This window comes from Erwinia sp. 198 (genome assembly GCF_003937915.1).
Lineage (GTDB): Bacteria > Pseudomonadota > Gammaproteobacteria > Enterobacterales > Enterobacteriaceae > Erwinia > Erwinia aeris.
Genome location: NZ_RHUM01000005.1, coordinates 244,740 through 260,394 on the forward strand (window position 1 = coordinate 244,740; position 15,655 = coordinate 260,394).

General features: G+C 58.9%; 15 protein-coding genes and 1 riboswitch. Of the genes, 3 read left to right on the top strand and 12 right to left on the bottom strand.

Annotated elements, in window-relative coordinates:
• Window positions 1-17 precede the first annotated feature (17 nt).
• Window positions 18-728 carry a Bax inhibitor-1/YccA family protein gene (locus EGK14_RS09475; protein ID WP_125288836.1) on the bottom strand — a complete coding sequence of 237 codons (711 nt, stop codon included), beginning with the start codon at window positions 726-728 and terminating at the stop codon, window positions 18-20.
• A 227-nt stretch (window positions 729-955) separates the two neighbouring features.
• Between EGK14_RS09475 and EGK14_RS09480 the strand changes: the two genes are divergently transcribed.
• Complete coding sequence (locus EGK14_RS09480) at window positions 956-2,899, top strand: methyl-accepting chemotaxis protein (protein WP_125288837.1); 1,944 nt, start codon at window positions 956-958, stop codon at window positions 2,897-2,899.
• A gap of 269 nt (window positions 2,900-3,168) precedes the next feature.
• Here EGK14_RS09480 and EGK14_RS09485 read toward each other — a convergent pair whose 3' ends face one another.
• The 6 genes from EGK14_RS09485 to moaA form a co-directional block, all read right to left on the bottom strand.
• On the bottom strand, window positions 3,169-4,257 hold the full coding sequence (locus tag EGK14_RS09485) for a DUF1615 domain-containing protein (protein WP_125288838.1): 1,089 nt from the start codon (window positions 4,255-4,257) through the stop codon (window positions 3,169-3,171).
• Window positions 4,258-4,378: 121 nt separating this feature from the next.
• Window positions 4,379-4,831, bottom strand: coding sequence for a molybdopterin synthase catalytic subunit MoaE (gene moaE, locus EGK14_RS09490; protein ID WP_125288839.1), 453 nt, complete (start codon window positions 4,829-4,831; stop codon window positions 4,379-4,381).
• 1 nt (window position 4,832) lies between these two features.
• Window positions 4,833-5,078: a molybdopterin synthase sulfur carrier subunit gene (gene moaD / locus EGK14_RS09495; RefSeq protein WP_125288840.1), complete on the bottom strand. Its 246-nt coding sequence runs from the start codon at window positions 5,076-5,078 to the stop codon at window positions 4,833-4,835.
• Complete coding sequence (gene moaC, locus EGK14_RS09500; protein WP_125288841.1) at window positions 5,071-5,556, bottom strand: cyclic pyranopterin monophosphate synthase MoaC; 486 nt, start codon at window positions 5,554-5,556, stop codon at window positions 5,071-5,073. Before moaC ends, moaD begins: the two co-directional genes overlap by 8 nt.
• A 3-nt stretch (window positions 5,557-5,559) precedes the next feature.
• The gene (gene moaB, locus EGK14_RS09505) at window positions 5,560-6,075 is read right to left on the bottom strand and encodes a molybdenum cofactor biosynthesis protein B (protein WP_125288842.1); all 516 of its coding nucleotides are present in this window, start codon (window positions 6,073-6,075) and stop codon (window positions 5,560-5,562) included.
• 15 nt (window positions 6,076-6,090) lie between these two features.
• Window positions 6,091-7,080 (bottom strand): GTP 3',8-cyclase MoaA, encoded by a 990-nt coding sequence (gene moaA / locus EGK14_RS09510; RefSeq protein WP_125288901.1) that lies wholly within the window; start codon window positions 7,078-7,080, stop codon window positions 6,091-6,093.
• Window positions 7,067-7,200, bottom strand: a riboswitch (molybdenum cofactor riboswitch). (Overlaps the previous gene by 14 nt.)
• 177 nt (window positions 7,201-7,377) lie before the next feature.
• Here moaA and yvcK point away from each other — a divergent pair.
• Window positions 7,378-8,286 (top strand): uridine diphosphate-N-acetylglucosamine-binding protein YvcK, encoded by a 909-nt coding sequence (yvcK, locus tag EGK14_RS09515; protein WP_125288843.1) that lies wholly within the window; start codon window positions 7,378-7,380, stop codon window positions 8,284-8,286.
• A 51-nt stretch (window positions 8,287-8,337) separates the two neighbouring features.
• Here the strand turns inward: yvcK and uvrB are convergent, their stop codons facing one another.
• Window positions 8,338-10,362 (bottom strand): excinuclease ABC subunit UvrB, encoded by a 2,025-nt coding sequence (gene uvrB, locus EGK14_RS09520; RefSeq protein WP_125288844.1) that lies wholly within the window; start codon window positions 10,360-10,362, stop codon window positions 8,338-8,340.
• A gap of 897 nt (window positions 10,363-11,259) precedes the next feature.
• On the opposite strand from uvrB, the gene EGK14_RS09525 reads away from it, so the two are divergent.
• Window positions 11,260-11,976, top strand: coding sequence for an ABC transporter ATP-binding protein (locus EGK14_RS09525; RefSeq protein ID WP_125288845.1), 717 nt, complete (start codon window positions 11,260-11,262; stop codon window positions 11,974-11,976).
• 35 nt (window positions 11,977-12,011) lie between these two features.
• Here EGK14_RS09525 and bioD read toward each other — a convergent pair whose 3' ends face one another.
• The 4 genes from bioD to bioB are packed head-to-tail and all read right to left on the bottom strand — an operon-like array spanning window position 12,012 to window position 15,601.
• Complete coding sequence (bioD, locus tag EGK14_RS09530) at window positions 12,012-12,683, bottom strand: dethiobiotin synthase (protein ID WP_125288846.1); 672 nt, start codon at window positions 12,681-12,683, stop codon at window positions 12,012-12,014.
• Window positions 12,676-13,434, bottom strand: a complete 759-nt coding sequence (gene bioC / locus EGK14_RS09535; protein ID WP_125288847.1) for a malonyl-ACP O-methyltransferase BioC — start codon at window positions 13,432-13,434, stop codon at window positions 12,676-12,678. The genes bioD and bioC overlap by 8 nt, the downstream gene beginning before the upstream one ends.
• Window positions 13,415-14,569, bottom strand: a complete 1,155-nt coding sequence (gene bioF / locus EGK14_RS09540) for an 8-amino-7-oxononanoate synthase (protein WP_125288848.1) — start codon at window positions 14,567-14,569, stop codon at window positions 13,415-13,417. The genes bioC and bioF overlap by 20 nt, the downstream gene beginning before the upstream one ends.
• Window positions 14,570-15,601, bottom strand: a complete 1,032-nt coding sequence (gene bioB / locus EGK14_RS09545) for a biotin synthase BioB (RefSeq protein ID WP_125288849.1) — start codon at window positions 15,599-15,601, stop codon at window positions 14,570-14,572.
• Between the last annotated feature and the right edge of the window lie 54 nt (window positions 15,602-15,655).

A 15,655-nucleotide genomic window follows, 5' to 3' on the forward strand; every position in this document is an offset into this window, starting at 1 on the left:
TAAACGCCCCTTTTTCATTATCGGCGGTTGCCGAAAATCCGCAGCAGCATCAGGAACAGGTTAATAAAGTCCAGATACAGCGTCAGCGCGCCCATAATTGAGTGGCGGCGCAGATTCTCTTTATCCCGCACATCAATATTCTCACCAATATTTTTCAGCTTCTGCGTGTCATACGCGGTCAGCCCGACGAATACCAGCACGCCGATATAGGTAACGGCCCACATCAGCGCGGTGCTTTTCAGCCAGAAGTTAACCAGCGACGCCAGCAGAATACCGATCAGTGCCATAAACAGGATGCTGCCCATTCGGCTCAGGTCGCGCTTAGTGGTATAGCCCCAGAAGCTCATCACGCCAAACATTCCGCCCGTGACCACAAAAGTGCTGGCGATAGACGAATAGGTGTATAGCAAAAAGATGCTGGCCAGCGTCAGGCCGGTCAGCGCCGAATAGAGCATAAACAGACCGGTCGCGACCGCGCCGCTCAGCTTGTGCACCATGCCGGACAGCACAAAGACCACGGCCAGCTGGGCGATAATCAGCCCGTAAAAGGTAATTTTATTGGCAAAAACCAGCTGCATGACCGCAGGGGTGTTGGCGGCAAACCAGGACACGAAAGCGGTCAGCAGCAGACCGCAGGTCATCCAGCCGTAGACCTGCGCCATGTAGGTTTGCAGGCCCGTGGTGGCGCCGGAAACAATAGAACCGTTGGAACGAGGATATCTCTCCATGATGCTCTCCTTTAAGGTGAATTTACTGCTAAGTCTGGCACAGTCCGGCCGGGTTGGGCCAGCAGCGCCTGTAGCTTTTTCGTGACAAATATTCCCATTGCGCTACAAACCTCGCCTGACGCTCCGCTGCTGTATAAAGGTCAACCATTTTTTGCCGATAGAGTGAACACAGGGAGAACGCTTACCGGGAAGTCTGAGAACAATCTAATTCACTCCAGGGGTTCCTGATGAACAAGCCACACCAGAAGCGAAAAATGAGCACGCGCACCATGATGCTCCTGACCGGCGCATTAACTATCACGCTCGGTTTTACCATCACTATTGGTCTGCTCAGCTGGCAGTCCAGCCAGCAGCAGCGCAAAATCGCCGAGCAGTATCTGGGACAAATTGCCCAAAGCAATGCGCTCAGCGTGCAGCAAAGTCTCGATTATGCCCGCACGGTAGCCAGAGATATGGGTCAGAGCATTCTCGCCCTGCCCGCTGCTGGCGTACCCGACCGCAAAGTCGCGGAAGAGCTGATGAAGGCAGCCATGAAGCAGAATCCGGACTATTTGTCGCTGTCGCTCACCTTTGAAGCCAATGCCTTTGACGGCAAAGATGCGGAATTCGCCGCCCAGCCCGGCACGCCGCCGCAGGGACGTTTCGCGCGCTTTGTCGATCGCGACAGCACGGGCAACCTCGCCATGCATAATCTGGAATCCATCTTTACGCCCGGCCAGGGCGACTACTATCTGATCCCGCAAAGACTGCAAAAGGATGTGTTGATTGAACCTTACAGCTACCCCTATAACGGTGTGCCGACGCTGCTGACCTCGGTGGCGGCGGTGATTATGGATAACGGCCAGCTGAAAGCGGTTGCCACGTCCGATATCTCGCTCGCCTCGCTGCAAAAAAGCGTAGGCGCGGTTAAACCCTGGAGCGGCACCGGCTATGCGCTGCTGCTTTCCAACAAGGGCCTGGTGGTCTCCAGCCCTGACAAAGCGGAGGCGGGCAAGGCCTATAAAGGCGAAACCAACGGCTTTACCCAGGATGTGGTGCAGCATTTTGACCGCGTGCTGGGCGAGGATGTGCTGGAAACCTGGCGTCCTGTGACCATCGGCAACAGCCAGCAGCCCTGGTATCTGGGCGTGGTGGCGCCGGTCAGCGCGGTGATGGCTGAGGCCAACCGTCAGCTGATCCATGCGCTGATTATGATGGTGCTGAGCATTGTGATTGTTTGTGCCGTGCTGGGTATACTGTTCAGCCGGAAAATTTCCCGACCGGTGGGCGGTGAGCCGTCTCAGGCCGCAGAAATCGCGCTTGGCGTGGCGGAAGGCAACCTCAGCGCCGACATTCCGGTTGGGGCGCAGGACAGGCAAAGCATTTTCTTCGCCATGCAGACCATGCAGCAGCAGCTGCGTACAATGGTTGGCGAGATTATTTCCGCCAGCGATTCCGTCCGCCAGGGCGCAGAAGAGATCGCTTCCGGTAACCTTGACCTGGCATCGCGTACCGAACAGCAGGCCGCCGCGCTGGAAGAGACCGCCGCCAGCATGGAACAGCTTACCGCCACGGTGAAACACAATGCCGATAATGCGCACAGCGCCACCGAGCTGACCGATAACGCCACCGCTATCGCTCAGCGAGGCGAGCATCTGGTGCAGCAGGTGGTGGAAATCATGCAGCAGATCGACGAAAGCTCGCAGAAAATTGGCGCGATCACCAGCATCATTAACGGCATTGCTTTCCAGACCAATATTCTGGCGCTTAACGCCGCGGTGGAAGCCGCTCGGGCTGGGGAACAGGGCCGTGGTTTCGCCGTGGTGGCCTCGGAAGTGCGCAGCCTGGCGCAGCGCAGCGCCAACGCGGTAAAAGATATCTCGGCGCTGATTGGCGAATCGACGCAGCGCGTAAATACCGGGGTTTCGCTGGTGCAGGACGCGGGCAGAACCATGCAGGAGATGAATACCGCCGTGAATTCCGTGAAGACGATTATCGGCGAGATCGTGCACGCTTCCGACGAACAGTCACAGGGCATTGGCCAGGTAACGGTGGCCGTCAACCAGATGGACGGCGCGACCCAGCAGAACTCCGCTTTAGTTCAGCAGATGTCCGCCGCCGCCGCTTCGCTGGAAGATCAGGCGAAACAGCTGGCGCAAACGGTACAAATTTTCAGGCTGGAATCGGCATAACGGAAGATGGCAGCCTCGCACTGAGGCTGCCTTACTCTCTTACGGCCGCGTCAGGCAAAGGCGTCCGGGTCTTTGCCCGCCTGCGTATTGCGGACTCCTGGCGCCGCCGACTTCATGAAAGTCGTGGGCCATTTCCTGTAAATCCTTTAAAGGGTTAACCAGCAAATTTAGCCCCTCGTTTTTCCTGCGGCCAGCGCTTCCTGCCCTCTGACAGCGCTTATGCTCTCGCATCCGAAGAGTAGCAAAGTGCAATATTTCACCAGATCGGCTTAGTTTGCCCGTCCCAGACAGCTTTGATAACGTCCGTCCACCCGCTGGGCGAACCAGGCGGTCGTCAGACTGCGGGTGATTTTTGGGCTTTCCAGTTTAATACCGGGCAGCATCTCGCGCGGCTGGCGTCGGCCGGCATTTTTATCCGCCCGGGCAAAAACCTGCTGCCATAAGTCGGTTTTTTCAAAAGCCAGCGTTTCGCCTTTCTCCAGCGCGCTGCGGATGGCGCCGTCGCTTAACCCTAAGTGCAACGCCCGTACCGCCAGCTCGGTGGAGCCGGCCGCCTCCGAACCGTACTGGATCAAATCGCCGTCCAGCGCCAGCTTAATGCCGCTAAGCCGCGCGACGGCAGCCTGAAACGCCGCGTTGCGGCTGGCATACCAGCCCGCGTTGAAATCCGCGAAGCGGTAAAGCGTTTTGCTGTAGTTAGCCGGATAGCCAAGCAGATGGCGGGTGCCGAACCAGACGCCGCCGCGACGGCTGAACACTTCCCGACGAATAGTGCCGTCGATTGGGTAAGGGTAGCCATCGGCATGGGCCTCAGCAAAGGCAATGCTGACCTGCATCGGGCCGCCGGTGTGGATAGGGTTGAGGTTGCCAAACAGCGTCTGCCCCATCGGCACCATATTGATAAAATCATCAAAAATGGCGCTCAGCTCTTTTTCGCTGCGCACCTTGTCCAGCCTGTCGGTATAGCTCTCGCCGTTCGGCGATTTGATCCGCAGCGCGGTACGCACCACGAAGGAGGGAATATGCAGCTTGCCCGCGCGGCGGTCGATTTCGCCCCAGGCGATTTTCGGCAGGCCCGGCACGCTGGCGTTAGCATTAAAGGTGGTTTCCTGATCGGCGACGGCAATAACGGCGCAGACGTTGCTGACGGAAGGATCGAGCTTCTGGCTGGTGAACGCGGCAAAGATGTCGTCGGTCCAGCCCTGACGATCGCTGACTTTGGACGGCAGCAGCCGGGCGATCTGTGCTTTTACATCGGCCGGGCGCCGCTCGGGCAGCTTCTTTTCAGGCTGAGTGCTACAGCCTGCCAGCACCAGCAAGGCCAGCAGCGACAGACGTTTAACGGCGGAGTAAACCATGACTTTCCCTGTGTAAAAAAAATTTACCTCAAGGTTACACAGCGAAACATGATTAATCCATCAGAGCGGGCTAAAACAGCCCCGGAACGGCCCGCCCTTGCCGACCGGCGGCAAAGAACCGCTATGCCCAGCGCGAGGCGGCTTCTTTATCGCTGTCGCGGGCATCAACCCAGCGCTCGCCTTCCGGCGTGGCTTCTCTTTTCCAGAACGGCGCGCGGGTTTTCAGATAATCCATAATAAATTCCGCCGCCGCAAAAGCCGCGCCTCGATGCGCGCCGCTGACGCCAACCAGCACGATTTCATCGCCGGGAAACAGCTCGCCGATACGATGGATCACCGTCACGCGCTGCATTGGCCAGCGTTCGCGCGCTTCGGCCACAATCTCCGCCAGCGCCTTTTCGGTCATTCCCGGATAATGCTCCAGCGTCAGCGCAGAAACGTTATCGCCCAGGTTGTGATTGCGCACTTTGCCGGTAAAAGTCACCACCGCGCCATCTTCATCACAGGCGGCCAGCCAGCGGTACTCTTCCGCCATCTCAAACGGCGCCTGCCCTACTCTGATCCGGGTTTCCATTTTAGCCTCCGGTTACCGGTGGGAAAAACGCGACCTCGTCGCCCGCTTTTAGCGGATGCTGCGCGGAAACCAAAGTCTGATTGACCGCCGCCAGCAGCTTGTCTGACGAGAGCGCCAGCGACCAGCGATCGTCTCGCTGCGCCAGCGCCGTACGCAGTGCTTCTACATTGGCGTAGTCTTCGGTAACGCTGATGCTGTCGGTGCCGACCAGCTCGCGTACCTGCGCAAAAAAAAGAACGTTAATCATGCTTATCCGCCTTAAAATCGCCGGATTTGCCGCCGCTTTTGCTCAGCAATCGGCACTGTTCAATGCTGATATCTTTCTGTACCGCCTTGCACATGTCGTAAATGGTCAGCGCGGCCACCGAGGCCGCCGTTAGCGCCTCCATCTCTACGCCGGTTTTACCGGTCAGACGACACAGCGATTCGATACGCACGCGGCTGTTGGCGGTATCGGCGCTCAGCGTCACTTCAACCTTGCTTAGCAGCAGCGGATGGCACAGCGGGATCAGCTCCCAGGTACGCTTGGCGGCCTGAATGCCCGCAATGCGCGCCGTGGCGAAAACATCGCCCTTGTGATGGCTACCGTCCAGGATCATCCGGAGCGTATCGGGATGCATCACCACAAAGGCTTCCGCACGCGCTTCACGTACGGTGTCGTTTTTGGTGGAGACATCCACCATGTGCGCCTCGCCGGAGGCGTTAATATGGGTCAGTTGGGACATAGTTCAGGGCTTCTTCAGGTGCGAGACAAAATTACAGGGACGAGTGCGGGCGTCGAGCTGATCGCGGATGATGCTTTCCCAGGCGCTTTGACAGGCGCGGGTGGAGCCGGGAACGGCAAAAATCACCGTCTGGTTGGCCATACCCGCCACGGCGCGCGACTGAATGGTCGCGCTGCCGACGTCTTCCCAGGAAACCATGCGGAACAGCTCGCCAAAGCCGTCGATTTCACGATCGAACAGCGGCAGCAGCGCTTCCGGCGTGCTGTTTTTGCTGTTAAAGCCCGTCCCGCCGTTCACGATCACCACCTGAACATCCGCGCTGGCGATCCAGCTGGAGACCACGGCGCGAATGCGGTAGCGGTTATCTTTCACCAGCGCGTGATCCAGCACCTGATGCCCGGCTTCCGCCAGCGCTTCACGCAGATAGTCGCCCGAGGTATCTTCCGCCGCGTCGCGGCTGTCGGAGACGGTCATCACCGCCACGTTGAGCGGGATAAATTCCGCCGTCGATTTTGCCATTGTAGACTCCATGCGTTAGCCGCCGATAAAAGAGAGATTCTGCGTGATGCCGGTGTTGCCCTGATGCAGAAAATGCGTCTGCTTTTTGGTTTTCAGGCTGGCGGCAATGCGCGTCTGCAGCGCCTCCTGCTGATCGTCGCTTTGCAGCAGATCGCGCAGCGACACGCCGCCGTCGCCAAACAGGCAGAGGTGTAGCTTGCCGACGGCCGACACGCGCAGGCGGTTACAGCTGGCGCAGAAATTTTTCTCGTAGGGCATGATCAGGCCAATTTCACCGGCATAGTCCGGATGGCAAAAAACCTGCGCCGGGCCGTCGCTGCGCCCGCGTAGCTGGCGAACCCAGCCCTGCTGCAGCAGCTGGTCGCGGATCACCTCGCCTGACACGTGGTGGTTGCGAAACAGATCGCCACCTTCGCCGGTTTCCATCAGCTCAATAAAGCGTAGCTGGATTGGCCGGTCGCGGATCCAGTCAAGGAAGGTCTGCAGGCTGTGATGGTTAACGTCGCGCATCAGCACGGTGTTGACTTTGACCTTGCTGAAGCCCGCGTCAAAGGCCGCGTCAATTCCAGCCATCACCTGATGGAATTTGTCCTGGCCGGTGATAGCGTGAAACTGGCGGGCATCGAGGCTGTCGATGCTGACGTTCAGCGCCGTCAGCCCCGCTTCGCGCCAGGATGCCACGTCACGCGCCAGCCGGTAGCCGTTAGTGGTTACCGCCAGCTGGCGAATAGCGCTGTTTTCGCGCACCGCAGCGATAATGTCGGTAAAATCGCGACGCAGCGAAGGCTCACCGCCCGTCAGGCGCACCTTTTCCGTGCCCGCCGCCGCAAAGGCACGGGTGACGCGCCGGATTTCATCCAGCGAGAGGAAGCTTTTGTTGGTTGCGCCCTGCGGCTTGTAGCCATCCGGCAGGCAATAGGTACAGCGGAAATTACACACGTCCGTGATCGACAGGCGCAGATAGTAAAAGCTGCGGTCGAAATTATCAGTAAATTGTGACACCAGAACACCTTTCCAAATATCGGGAGATGCAGGCATTTCTTTCTGCACCCTGGCAACGTAAAGTTGCGGCCAAAGCACCCTATCCGAAGACTTAGGCACCAGGGCTAAGTGTGACTTACCGGTATGGTAAGCCATGGTAGTAAAAGTCTACTGCTAACGAAGCGCGGTTGCCAGTAAGGAATTTCGCTATCTATTTTGATATACAACGTTTTTTTACCGCCGTTTTACGGCACCTTAGCGTAAAATAAGGCAAAAACCACTGACAGGCTGGCTGCACTGTTAACATATTGAAGGAATTTTATGCGTAACCGTACTCTGGCCGATCTCGATCGCGTCGTGGCGCTTGGCGGCGGGCATGGCCTGGGCCGTGTTTTATCCGCGCTGTCGTCGCTTGGCTCACGCCTGACCGGCATTGTCACGACCACCGATAACGGCGGCTCCACGGGACGTATTCGTCATGCGGAAGGCGGCATCGCCTGGGGTGATATGCGCAACTGCCTGAACCAGCTGATTACCGAGCCCAGCGTGGCCTCCGCCATGTTCGAGTATCGCTTCGGTGGCCAGGGCGAGCTGGCCGGACATAACCTGGGTAATCTGATGCTGAAAGCGCTGGATCACCTGAGCGTGCGGCCGATCGAAGCGATCAATCTGATCCGCAGTTTGCTGAAGGTGGATGCCTTTCTGATCCCCATGTCCGAACAGCCGGTCGATCTGATAGCCCTCGACGATCGGGGTCAGCAGGTTTACGGCGAAACGGCGATCGATAAGCTTGCCATGCCGCCGCGCGAGCTGCTGCTTTCGGCCAGAGCCAACGCGACCAAAGAAGCGGTTGAGGCAATCCACGAGGCCGACCTGATCCTGATCGGGCCTGGCAGTTTCTATACCAGCCTGATGCCGGTGCTGCTGCTGCCGGATATGGCGCAGGCGCTCAGACGCACGCCCGCGCCGATGGTGTTTATCGGTAATCTGGGCAAAGAGCTTAGCCCGGCGGCGGCACAGCTGACGCTGGCGGATAAGCTGACCGTCATGGAAAAATATATCGGCAGGAAGGTGATTGATGCCGTCGTGGTCGGCCCGCATGTGGATACTACGGGCGTCGGCGAACGCCTGATTGTGCAGGAGCCGCTGGAGGCGGCGGATATCAAATACCGCCACGACCGCCAGCTGCTACACAGCGCGCTGGAGCATGCGATCCAGCGACTGGGCTAGCGCCGAAACGCGTGCTCCCTGAGCGGGACGGCGACGGGCGGATGCCGCGTATCAGGAAGCCGCAATAAACAGCTCGCGTACCTGATGCAGCTGATCGCGTACGTTGGCGGCCTCTTCGAACTCCAGGTTTTTGGCGTGCTCCTGCATCTGCGCTTCCAGCTCGCGAATGCGCTTCTGCAGCCCTTTTGGCGACAGATCGACCACCACCGCATCGTCTTCCACAATCGCGCGAGGCGACTTGCTGCGCCCTTTGGTTTTGTTTTTGTTGATGCCCTGGCCCAGCTCCAGAATATCGGCGATCTTCTTGTTGAGCGCCTGCGGTACGATGCCTTTTTCCTGGTTGTAGATCTCCTGCTTCTCGCGGCGGCGTTCGGTTTCGCCAATCGCCCTTTCCATCGACGGCGTAATTTTATCGCCGTAGAGAATGGCCTTGCCGTTAACGTTACGCGCGGCGCGTCCGATAGTCTGGATCAGCGAGCGTTCAGAACGCAGGAAGCCCTCTTTGTCGGCATCCAAAATCGCCACCAGCGAGACTTCCGGCATATCCAGACCCTCACGCAGCAGGTTGATGCCGACCAGCACGTCAAACTTGCCGAGGCGAAGGTCGCGGATGATCTCCACACGCTCTACGGTGTCGATATCCGAGTGTAGATAGCGCACCCGCTCGCCGTGCTCGGTGAGGTATTCCGTTAAATCTTCCGCCATACGCTTGGTCAGCACCGTCACCAGCACGCGCTCGTCAATCGCCACGCGCTTGCGGATTTCCGACAGCAGATCGTCAACCTGGGTAGCAACCGGCCGCACTTCAATCAGCGGATCCAACAGGCCGGTCGGACGCACCACCTGATCCACCACTTCGCCGCCCGATTTTTCCAGCTCGTACTTGCCTGGCGTGGCGGAAACATAGATGGTCTGCGGCGCCAGCGCCTCGAACTCTTCAAACTTCATCGGACGGTTATCCAGCGCCGACGGCAGGCGGAAGCCGTACTCCACCAGCGTTTCTTTACGCGCCCGGTCGCCGCGATACATGCCGCCGATCTGCGGAATGGTGACGTGCGATTCATCAATCACCAACAGGCCATCCGCCGGCAGATAGTCAAACAGCGTCGGCGGCGCCTCGCCAGGGCCACGGCCGGAAAGGTAGCGCGAGTAGTTCTCAATGCCCGAGCAGTAGCCCAGCTCGTTCATCATTTCTAAATCGAACTGCGTGCGCTGGGAAATACGCTGTTCTTCCAGCAGCTTATTGTTCGCCAGCAGCGTTTTGCGGCGATCGGCCAGCTCGACTTTAATGTCTTCCATCGCCTGTATGATGCGCTCGCGCGGCGTCACGTAGTGCGTCTTTGGATAGATGGTATAGCGCGGGATCACCGAGGTGATCTGGCCCGTCAGCGGGTCGAAAATCGACAGCCGTTCGACCTCTTCGTCAAACAGCTCGACGCGCAGCGCATAGTCGTCCGATTCGGCCGGGAAGATATCGATCACTTCGCCGCGTACGCGGAAAGTCCCGCGCTGAAAAGCCTGGTCGTTGCGGCTGTATTGCAGCTCCGCCAGACGCCGCAGAATGGCGCGCTGATCGATCACCATGCCGCGCGTCAAATGCAGCATCATTTTCAGATAGGAATCCGGATCGCCCAGGCCGTAAATCGCCGACACCGACGCCACCACGATGACATCGCGACGCTCCAGCAGCGCTTTGGTCGCCGACAGACGCATCTGTTCAATATGCTCGTTAACGGAGGCGTCCTTTTCGATAAAGGTATCCGAACTGGGCACGTAGGCTTCCGGCTGATAGTAGTCGTAGTAGGAGACGAAATACTCCACGGCATTTTCCGGAAAGAATTCCTTCATCTCCCCGTAAAGTTGCGCCGCTAAGGTTTTATTCGGCGCCAGCACCATCGTAGGCCGATTGAGATCGGCGATGACGTTGGCAACGGTAAACGTTTTGCCCGACCCCGTTACGCCGAGCAGCGTCTGATGCGCCAGTCCATCCTGCAGCCCTTCTTCAAGGCGGCGAATGGCTTCAGGCTGATCGCCGGAAGGTTGAAAGGCGGAATTAAGTTTAAAGACTTTGCTCATTGCATGGCTACCTGATGATGAAAAGCGCGGACAGGGTGGTAATTTTACTCTGCTATGACGATTTTGCCAGCAAAAAATACTGGATATATCTCCAGTTATCGATTAGAACAAAGGGAAGGCAGCGCGCGTGTGGGCCAACAGCGTTGAACGGATGCTTAAGCGGCAAGAAAGTGAAGGGGTTATCCCCAGCCGGACTGAAACTTTAACATTTGTCAAGACATCCTGACAAAATGGCGCGGGCAAAATATGCTGCGATCCTTCCCCGCTTGATTTTCACTAACGCTTTGAAATTTAATGCAATGTTATTTCAGCCGAGTTTAGCACCAACTCAAGCTTAAGCCGCGCCGGCTCTCGCCTTTTACAGGTTTTCAGTCATTCATACACATGGTTATCCACAGGAATGGTGGATAACTGATTTCAACGCCCAACCCGTCTGCTGTGTATAAAACGCAGCGTCCTGTGAGCGCGTACGCAAAAAAAATTTTTTCCTTAAATTTTTCACCTGTTCTGCTCGGTCTTGTCCAACCTGAAGCATACTTCTGCCCTCAGGGCTATCCCCGTTAAGGCTTTTTTTTCAGCGGGTCGGGCGGCCGATCTGCCTTACAGGCAGGCGTCTGCACCATAAATGTTAGGTTTACGGCACCATCAAAGTGCAGTCGGAAATTTCCGTCGGCAATTGTTAACCTTTTCTGACCAATTACCCGCCCTGCTTTCCTGAGTTGCCGGTCGTTTTTTTCTGCATTTTAAAACCTGGCCTGCGAATTGCAGTTCCTGTTGACCGCCTCACGCTTTCGACATACCAGAGCGAGAAGCCCAAGCCATGGACGTTGCGTCCATGGTCAATCCTTCGTCACGCTACGAAGGCGCGCTCGAAAACTGTCTGGAGGAGAGTGTCAGATGCTGAGCTTACATGCGATAAATCAGTTTTACGGGCAGGATCATATTTTATGGGATGTGGATCTGGAACTGCCGCCGGGCACCTGTACGGGCGTGCTGGGAAGGCCGGGAATGGGGAAAACCACGCTGGTCAACTGCATTATGGGCCACCTGCCGATTAACAGCGGCACCATTATGTGGCAGGAAGGCAATCTGCCGCCGCAAAATCTGCTGCAGCAGCCGGTAGAAAAACGCGTGGCGCTCGGCATCGGCTATGTGCCTCAGGGGCGGCATATTTTCTCACAGCTCAGCGTCGAGGAGAACTTGCAGATAGCGTTGCTGGCGGGCGCAGGACAACAGCGCCATCCGGCCATTCCGCCGATGGTTTTCGATCTTTTTCCCGCGCTTTATTCGCTTCGTCACCGGCGCAGCGGCGAACTGCCGCTCGATCAGCAGCAGCAGCTGGCGCTGGCCAGAGCGCTGGTGCTCCAGCCGAAGCTGCTGATCCTGGACGAGCCCACGGAGGGCATGTCGCCGTGGCTGGAAGAGGAGATGGGGAATTTGATCCATCGGTTGAATCACGATTTCGGTTTGACCATTCTGCTGCTGGAGCAGCGGATCTCTTTTATCCGTAAGGTGGCGGACTATTTCCTGCTGCTGCACCGGGGGCGCAACGTGGCCCACGGCAGCGTAGCGCAGCTGGATGAGAGAATAGTCAACACCTGGCTGACCGTTTAGTCATGCCCTCCGGCGCGCTGCCAGAGGGCATCGCCTTATTCCGGCAGGCGCACGTAGTGACCAAGCCGGTCAAAATCGGCGCTGTCGGTGAGATAAGGGATTTCACCCAGCAGCGGCGCGGGCAGCCGCTGTTGCAGCGTCGCCATGTATTCCGCATGACGCCTGCCCGGCGGCTGCACCGTATTGGCTATCCAGCCAGCCAGACGCAGACCGCTGGCCGTGACGGCGTGCGCCGTCAGCATGGCGTGATTGATGCAGCCCAGCCTGACGCCGACCACCAGCACCACAGGCAGCTGTTCCAGCGTCACCCACTCCGCGAAGGTCGTCGTGGCTGAAAGCGGCGTAAACCAACCGCCCGCGCCTTCGGTCAGCACCCACTCCGCCTGCTCGCGCAACGCCGCCAGGCCAGCCGAAAGCTGAGTAAACTCAATGGGCCTGCCCTCTTCCGCGCTGACGATATGCGGAGACGTCGGCTCCAGAAAGGCCAGCGGATTGATCTGCTCATAAGGCAGCGTCAGTGCGCTGTTGCGCTGTAAAGCCAGCGCGTCGCTGTTGCGGATACCTTCCGCCGTTATTTCACAGCCGGAAGCAACGGGCTTATAGCCTACGCAGCGCAATCCGGCGGCGCGGGCAGCCTGCAGCAGCGCGGTACTGGCGACCGTTTTCCCTACTTCCGTATCCGTTCCGGTAATAAACCAGCTACTCACAATCAATTACTCCATACAGCAGGTGATAGCTGAGCAGGAAACCGCGCTGGTCGCGCGGCCAGCGCTGCGCCAGCTGACTCAGATGATGACGGCTCAGCAGGCCGTCATGGCGGCCCCGATGCAGATGCGTGGCGCCGATGCCCTTCAGCGAACGCAGCGCGCCGAGCACGTCCGGGAAAGCCAGCGTCTGCGTCTGCGCCTCCAGCCGAAGCCCGAGCGAGCTTCCCGCGTCCGCTATTTGCGCCTCGCTCAGAAAACGGTTAACGGGCGCGGGCAGATCCAGCGCCTGCCAGGCCTGGTTAAGCTCGTTCAGCGAGCCGGCGGCCAGCGTTGAAAACAGCACCTGGCCGCCAGGCCGGGTCACGCGGCGCATTTCGGCCAGCGCCAGCCGTAAGTCGCTGCACCACTGCACGGCAAGGTTACTCCAGCACACGTCAAAGGCGGCATCGGTAAAAGGCAACGCTTCGATATCGCCTAACTGATAGGCATCGGCCGTGTCGCCAAGCCGCGCCTCGTTCAGCATGGCCGGAGAAAGATCCAGCGCGGTGACCTTGCTGCCCGCATTGCGCCAGCGCTTGCTGAACCAGCCCGGCCCGCAGCCGGCATCCAGCACCTGCTTTTGCTCACGGCCACGCGCCAGCGAAAAGAGTGCTTCGCCGCTCAGACGCTGCAGCTCCGCGTGCCGATTGTAGCTCTGCGCCGCCCGGCCGAAGGCTCTGGCAATCGCCGCTTTATTGACCGTTTGCGTCATGCAGCGCCTCCAGCAGTCGTTGAATATCTTCTTCCTGATGCGCCGCGCTCAGCGTGATGCGCAGCCTCGCCGTTCCCGGCGGCACGGTGGGCGGGCGGATAGCCGTTACCCAGCATCCCTTTTCCCGCAGCCGTTCCGCCAGCCGCAGCGCCGTCTGCTCTTCACCTGCCAGCAACGGCTGAATGGCTGTTGAAGAAGGCAGGATCGCCAGCCCGCCAGCCGCCGCGCCTTCGCGAAACAGGCGGATATTTTTTTGCAGCCGCGCGCGCAGGTCGTCGCCCTGCTGTACGGCGCGTAAAGCCGTCTGGAGCGCGAAAGCCTGCGCGGGCGGCATCGCCGTGCTGTAAATCAGATGACGCGCGAACTGCAACAGGTAGTCCGCCGTCTCTTCGCTACAGAGCACTGCCGCGCCGCTCAGCCCAAATGCCTTGCCGAAAGTCACGATCAGCAGCTCCGGACGCACGTTCTGCTGCCAGCAGCTGCCGCGCCCCTGCTCGCCCGTTACGCCGATGCCGTGCGCATCGTCCACCAGCAGCCAGCCGTTGTGTAGAGCGGTAAGCTGATGCAGCTCTTGCAGCGGCGCGCTGTCGCCGTCCATGCTGAAAACGCCTTCCGTCACCACCAGCGTTTCGCCGCCGTCGGCAGGGCTGAAGAGTTTCGCCAGCGCTTCCGGCTGATTGTGCGCAAAGCGGCGCAGCGTAGCCGGACTGAGCGAGGCCGCTTCCAGCAGCGAAGCGTGCGCCAGGCGATCGGCGAAGATGCGATCGTTTTTCTGCAACATTGCGGCAATGATTGCCTGATTCGCCGCAAAGCCTGAAATAAACAGCAGCGCGCGCGGATAGCCCAGCCAGTCGGCCAGCTGCTGCTCAAACGCCTGATGAGGCGCACCATAGCCGGTAACGTGACCCGATCCGCCTGCGCCGACGCCGTAGCGTTCGGCCCCCTGCTGCCAGGCGGCGATAACGTTCCGATCCCGGCTCAGCCCCAGATAGTCATTAGCGGAAAAGTTCAGGTAGCGACGGTCGTTCACGCACAGGGTGCGCACGTCGTCGTGCTGGCTGACGCGGCGCTGGCGAAACTGCTGCTTCTCCCGGCGCTCCGCAAGCGCCAGGCTGATGCGTTGTTGCCAGCCCATTTACACGGCCGCGTTATAGAACTGGTCGGTATCGGCCTTCAGCAGCTGGCCCGCCAGCGCCTGCTGCTGCTCGTTGTCGCCCGCTTCCGTGGTGGTGTGCGCCGGATTCAGGCCCAGCTTGCGGAACAGGATCAGGTCTTTATCCTCTTCAGGGTTCGGCGTGGTCAGCAGCTTGCAGCCGTAGAAAATCGAGTTGGCGCCAGCCATAAAGCACATCGCCTGCGTCTGCTCGCTCATCTGCTCGCGGCCGGCGGAAAGACGCACGTGGGAGGTCGGCATCATAATGCGCGCCACGGCGATGGTGCGGATAAAATCGAAAGGATCGACATCGTCGTTGTCGGCCAGCGGCGTGCCTTTGACCTTGACCAGCATGTTGATCGGCACGCTTTCCGGCGGCACCGGCAGGTTAGCCAGCTGCACCAGCAGACCGGCCCGATCGTTAACGGTTTCGCCCAGGCCGACGATGCCGCCGGAGCAGACTTTAATGCCCGCGTCGCGTACCTTGCCCAGCGTGTCCAGGCGCTCCTGATAGCTGCGGGTGGTGATAATGCTGCCGTAGAATTCCGGCGAGGTATCCAGGTTATGGTTGTAGAAATCCAGCCCGGCGTGCGCCAGCCGCTGCGCCTGCTCATCGCTCAGCGTGCCCAGCGTCATACAGGTTTCCAGCCCCATCGCCTTAACGCCTTTAACCATCTGCTCCAGGTAAGGCATATCGCGCTCGTGCGGGTTTTTCCACGCCGCGCCCATGCAGAAGCGGTCGGATCCTGCGGCTTTGGCTTTGCGGGCAGAGGTCAGCACCTCTTCCACTTCCATCAGGCGCTCCGCTTCCAGGCCGGTTTTGTAGCGGGCGCTCTGCGGACAATATTTACAGTCTTCCGGACAGGCGCCGGTTTTGATCGACAGCAGCGTGCTGACCTGCACCTGACGCGGATCGAAATGTTGACGATGCACCTGCTGCGCTTCAAACATCAGCTCCAGAAAAGGCTTGTCGAAAAGGGCCTGGGCCTGGGCGACTGTCCAGCGATTTGCCATTGCTTGCTCCAAAAGAAAAGATCTCATGTTCATTTTACGGTTATACTTGTAAAC

What these genes read in the sequence shown, in the direction of transcription:
- moaC (WP_125288841.1), bottom strand. Translation starts at nt 5,556, where the DNA reads ATGTCCCAACTGACCCATATTAACGCCTCCGGCGAGGCGCACATGGTG.
- EGK14_RS09485 (WP_125288838.1), bottom strand. Translation starts at nt 4,257, where the DNA reads ATGGTTTACTCCGCCGTTAAACGTCTGTCGCTGCTGGCCTTGCTGGTG.
- moaB (WP_125288842.1), bottom strand. Translation starts at nt 6,075, where the DNA reads ATGGCAAAATCGACGGCGGAATTTATCCCGCTCAACGTGGCGGTGATG.
- EGK14_RS09475 (WP_125288836.1), bottom strand. Translation starts at nt 728, where the DNA reads ATGGAGAGATATCCTCGTTCCAACGGTTCTATTGTTTCCGGCGCCACC.
- bioF (WP_125288848.1), bottom strand. Translation starts at nt 14,569, where the DNA reads ATGGGCTGGCAACAACGCATCAGCCTGGCGCTTGCGGAGCGCCGGGAG.
- EGK14_RS09480 (WP_125288837.1), top strand. Translation starts at nt 956, where the DNA reads ATGAACAAGCCACACCAGAAGCGAAAAATGAGCACGCGCACCATGATG.
- EGK14_RS09525 (WP_125288845.1), top strand. Translation starts at nt 11,260, where the DNA reads ATGCTGAGCTTACATGCGATAAATCAGTTTTACGGGCAGGATCATATT.
- moaD (WP_125288840.1), bottom strand. Translation starts at nt 5,078, where the DNA reads ATGATTAACGTTCTTTTTTTTGCGCAGGTACGCGAGCTGGTCGGCACC.
- yvcK (WP_125288843.1), top strand. Translation starts at nt 7,378, where the DNA reads ATGCGTAACCGTACTCTGGCCGATCTCGATCGCGTCGTGGCGCTTGGC.
- bioB (WP_125288849.1), bottom strand. Translation starts at nt 15,601, where the DNA reads ATGGCAAATCGCTGGACAGTCGCCCAGGCCCAGGCCCTTTTCGACAAG.
- moaE (WP_125288839.1), bottom strand. Translation starts at nt 4,831, where the DNA reads ATGGAAACCCGGATCAGAGTAGGGCAGGCGCCGTTTGAGATGGCGGAA.
- uvrB (WP_125288844.1), bottom strand. Translation starts at nt 10,362, where the DNA reads ATGAGCAAAGTCTTTAAACTTAATTCCGCCTTTCAACCTTCCGGCGAT.
- bioC (WP_125288847.1), bottom strand. Translation starts at nt 13,434, where the DNA reads ATGACGCAAACGGTCAATAAAGCGGCGATTGCCAGAGCCTTCGGCCGG.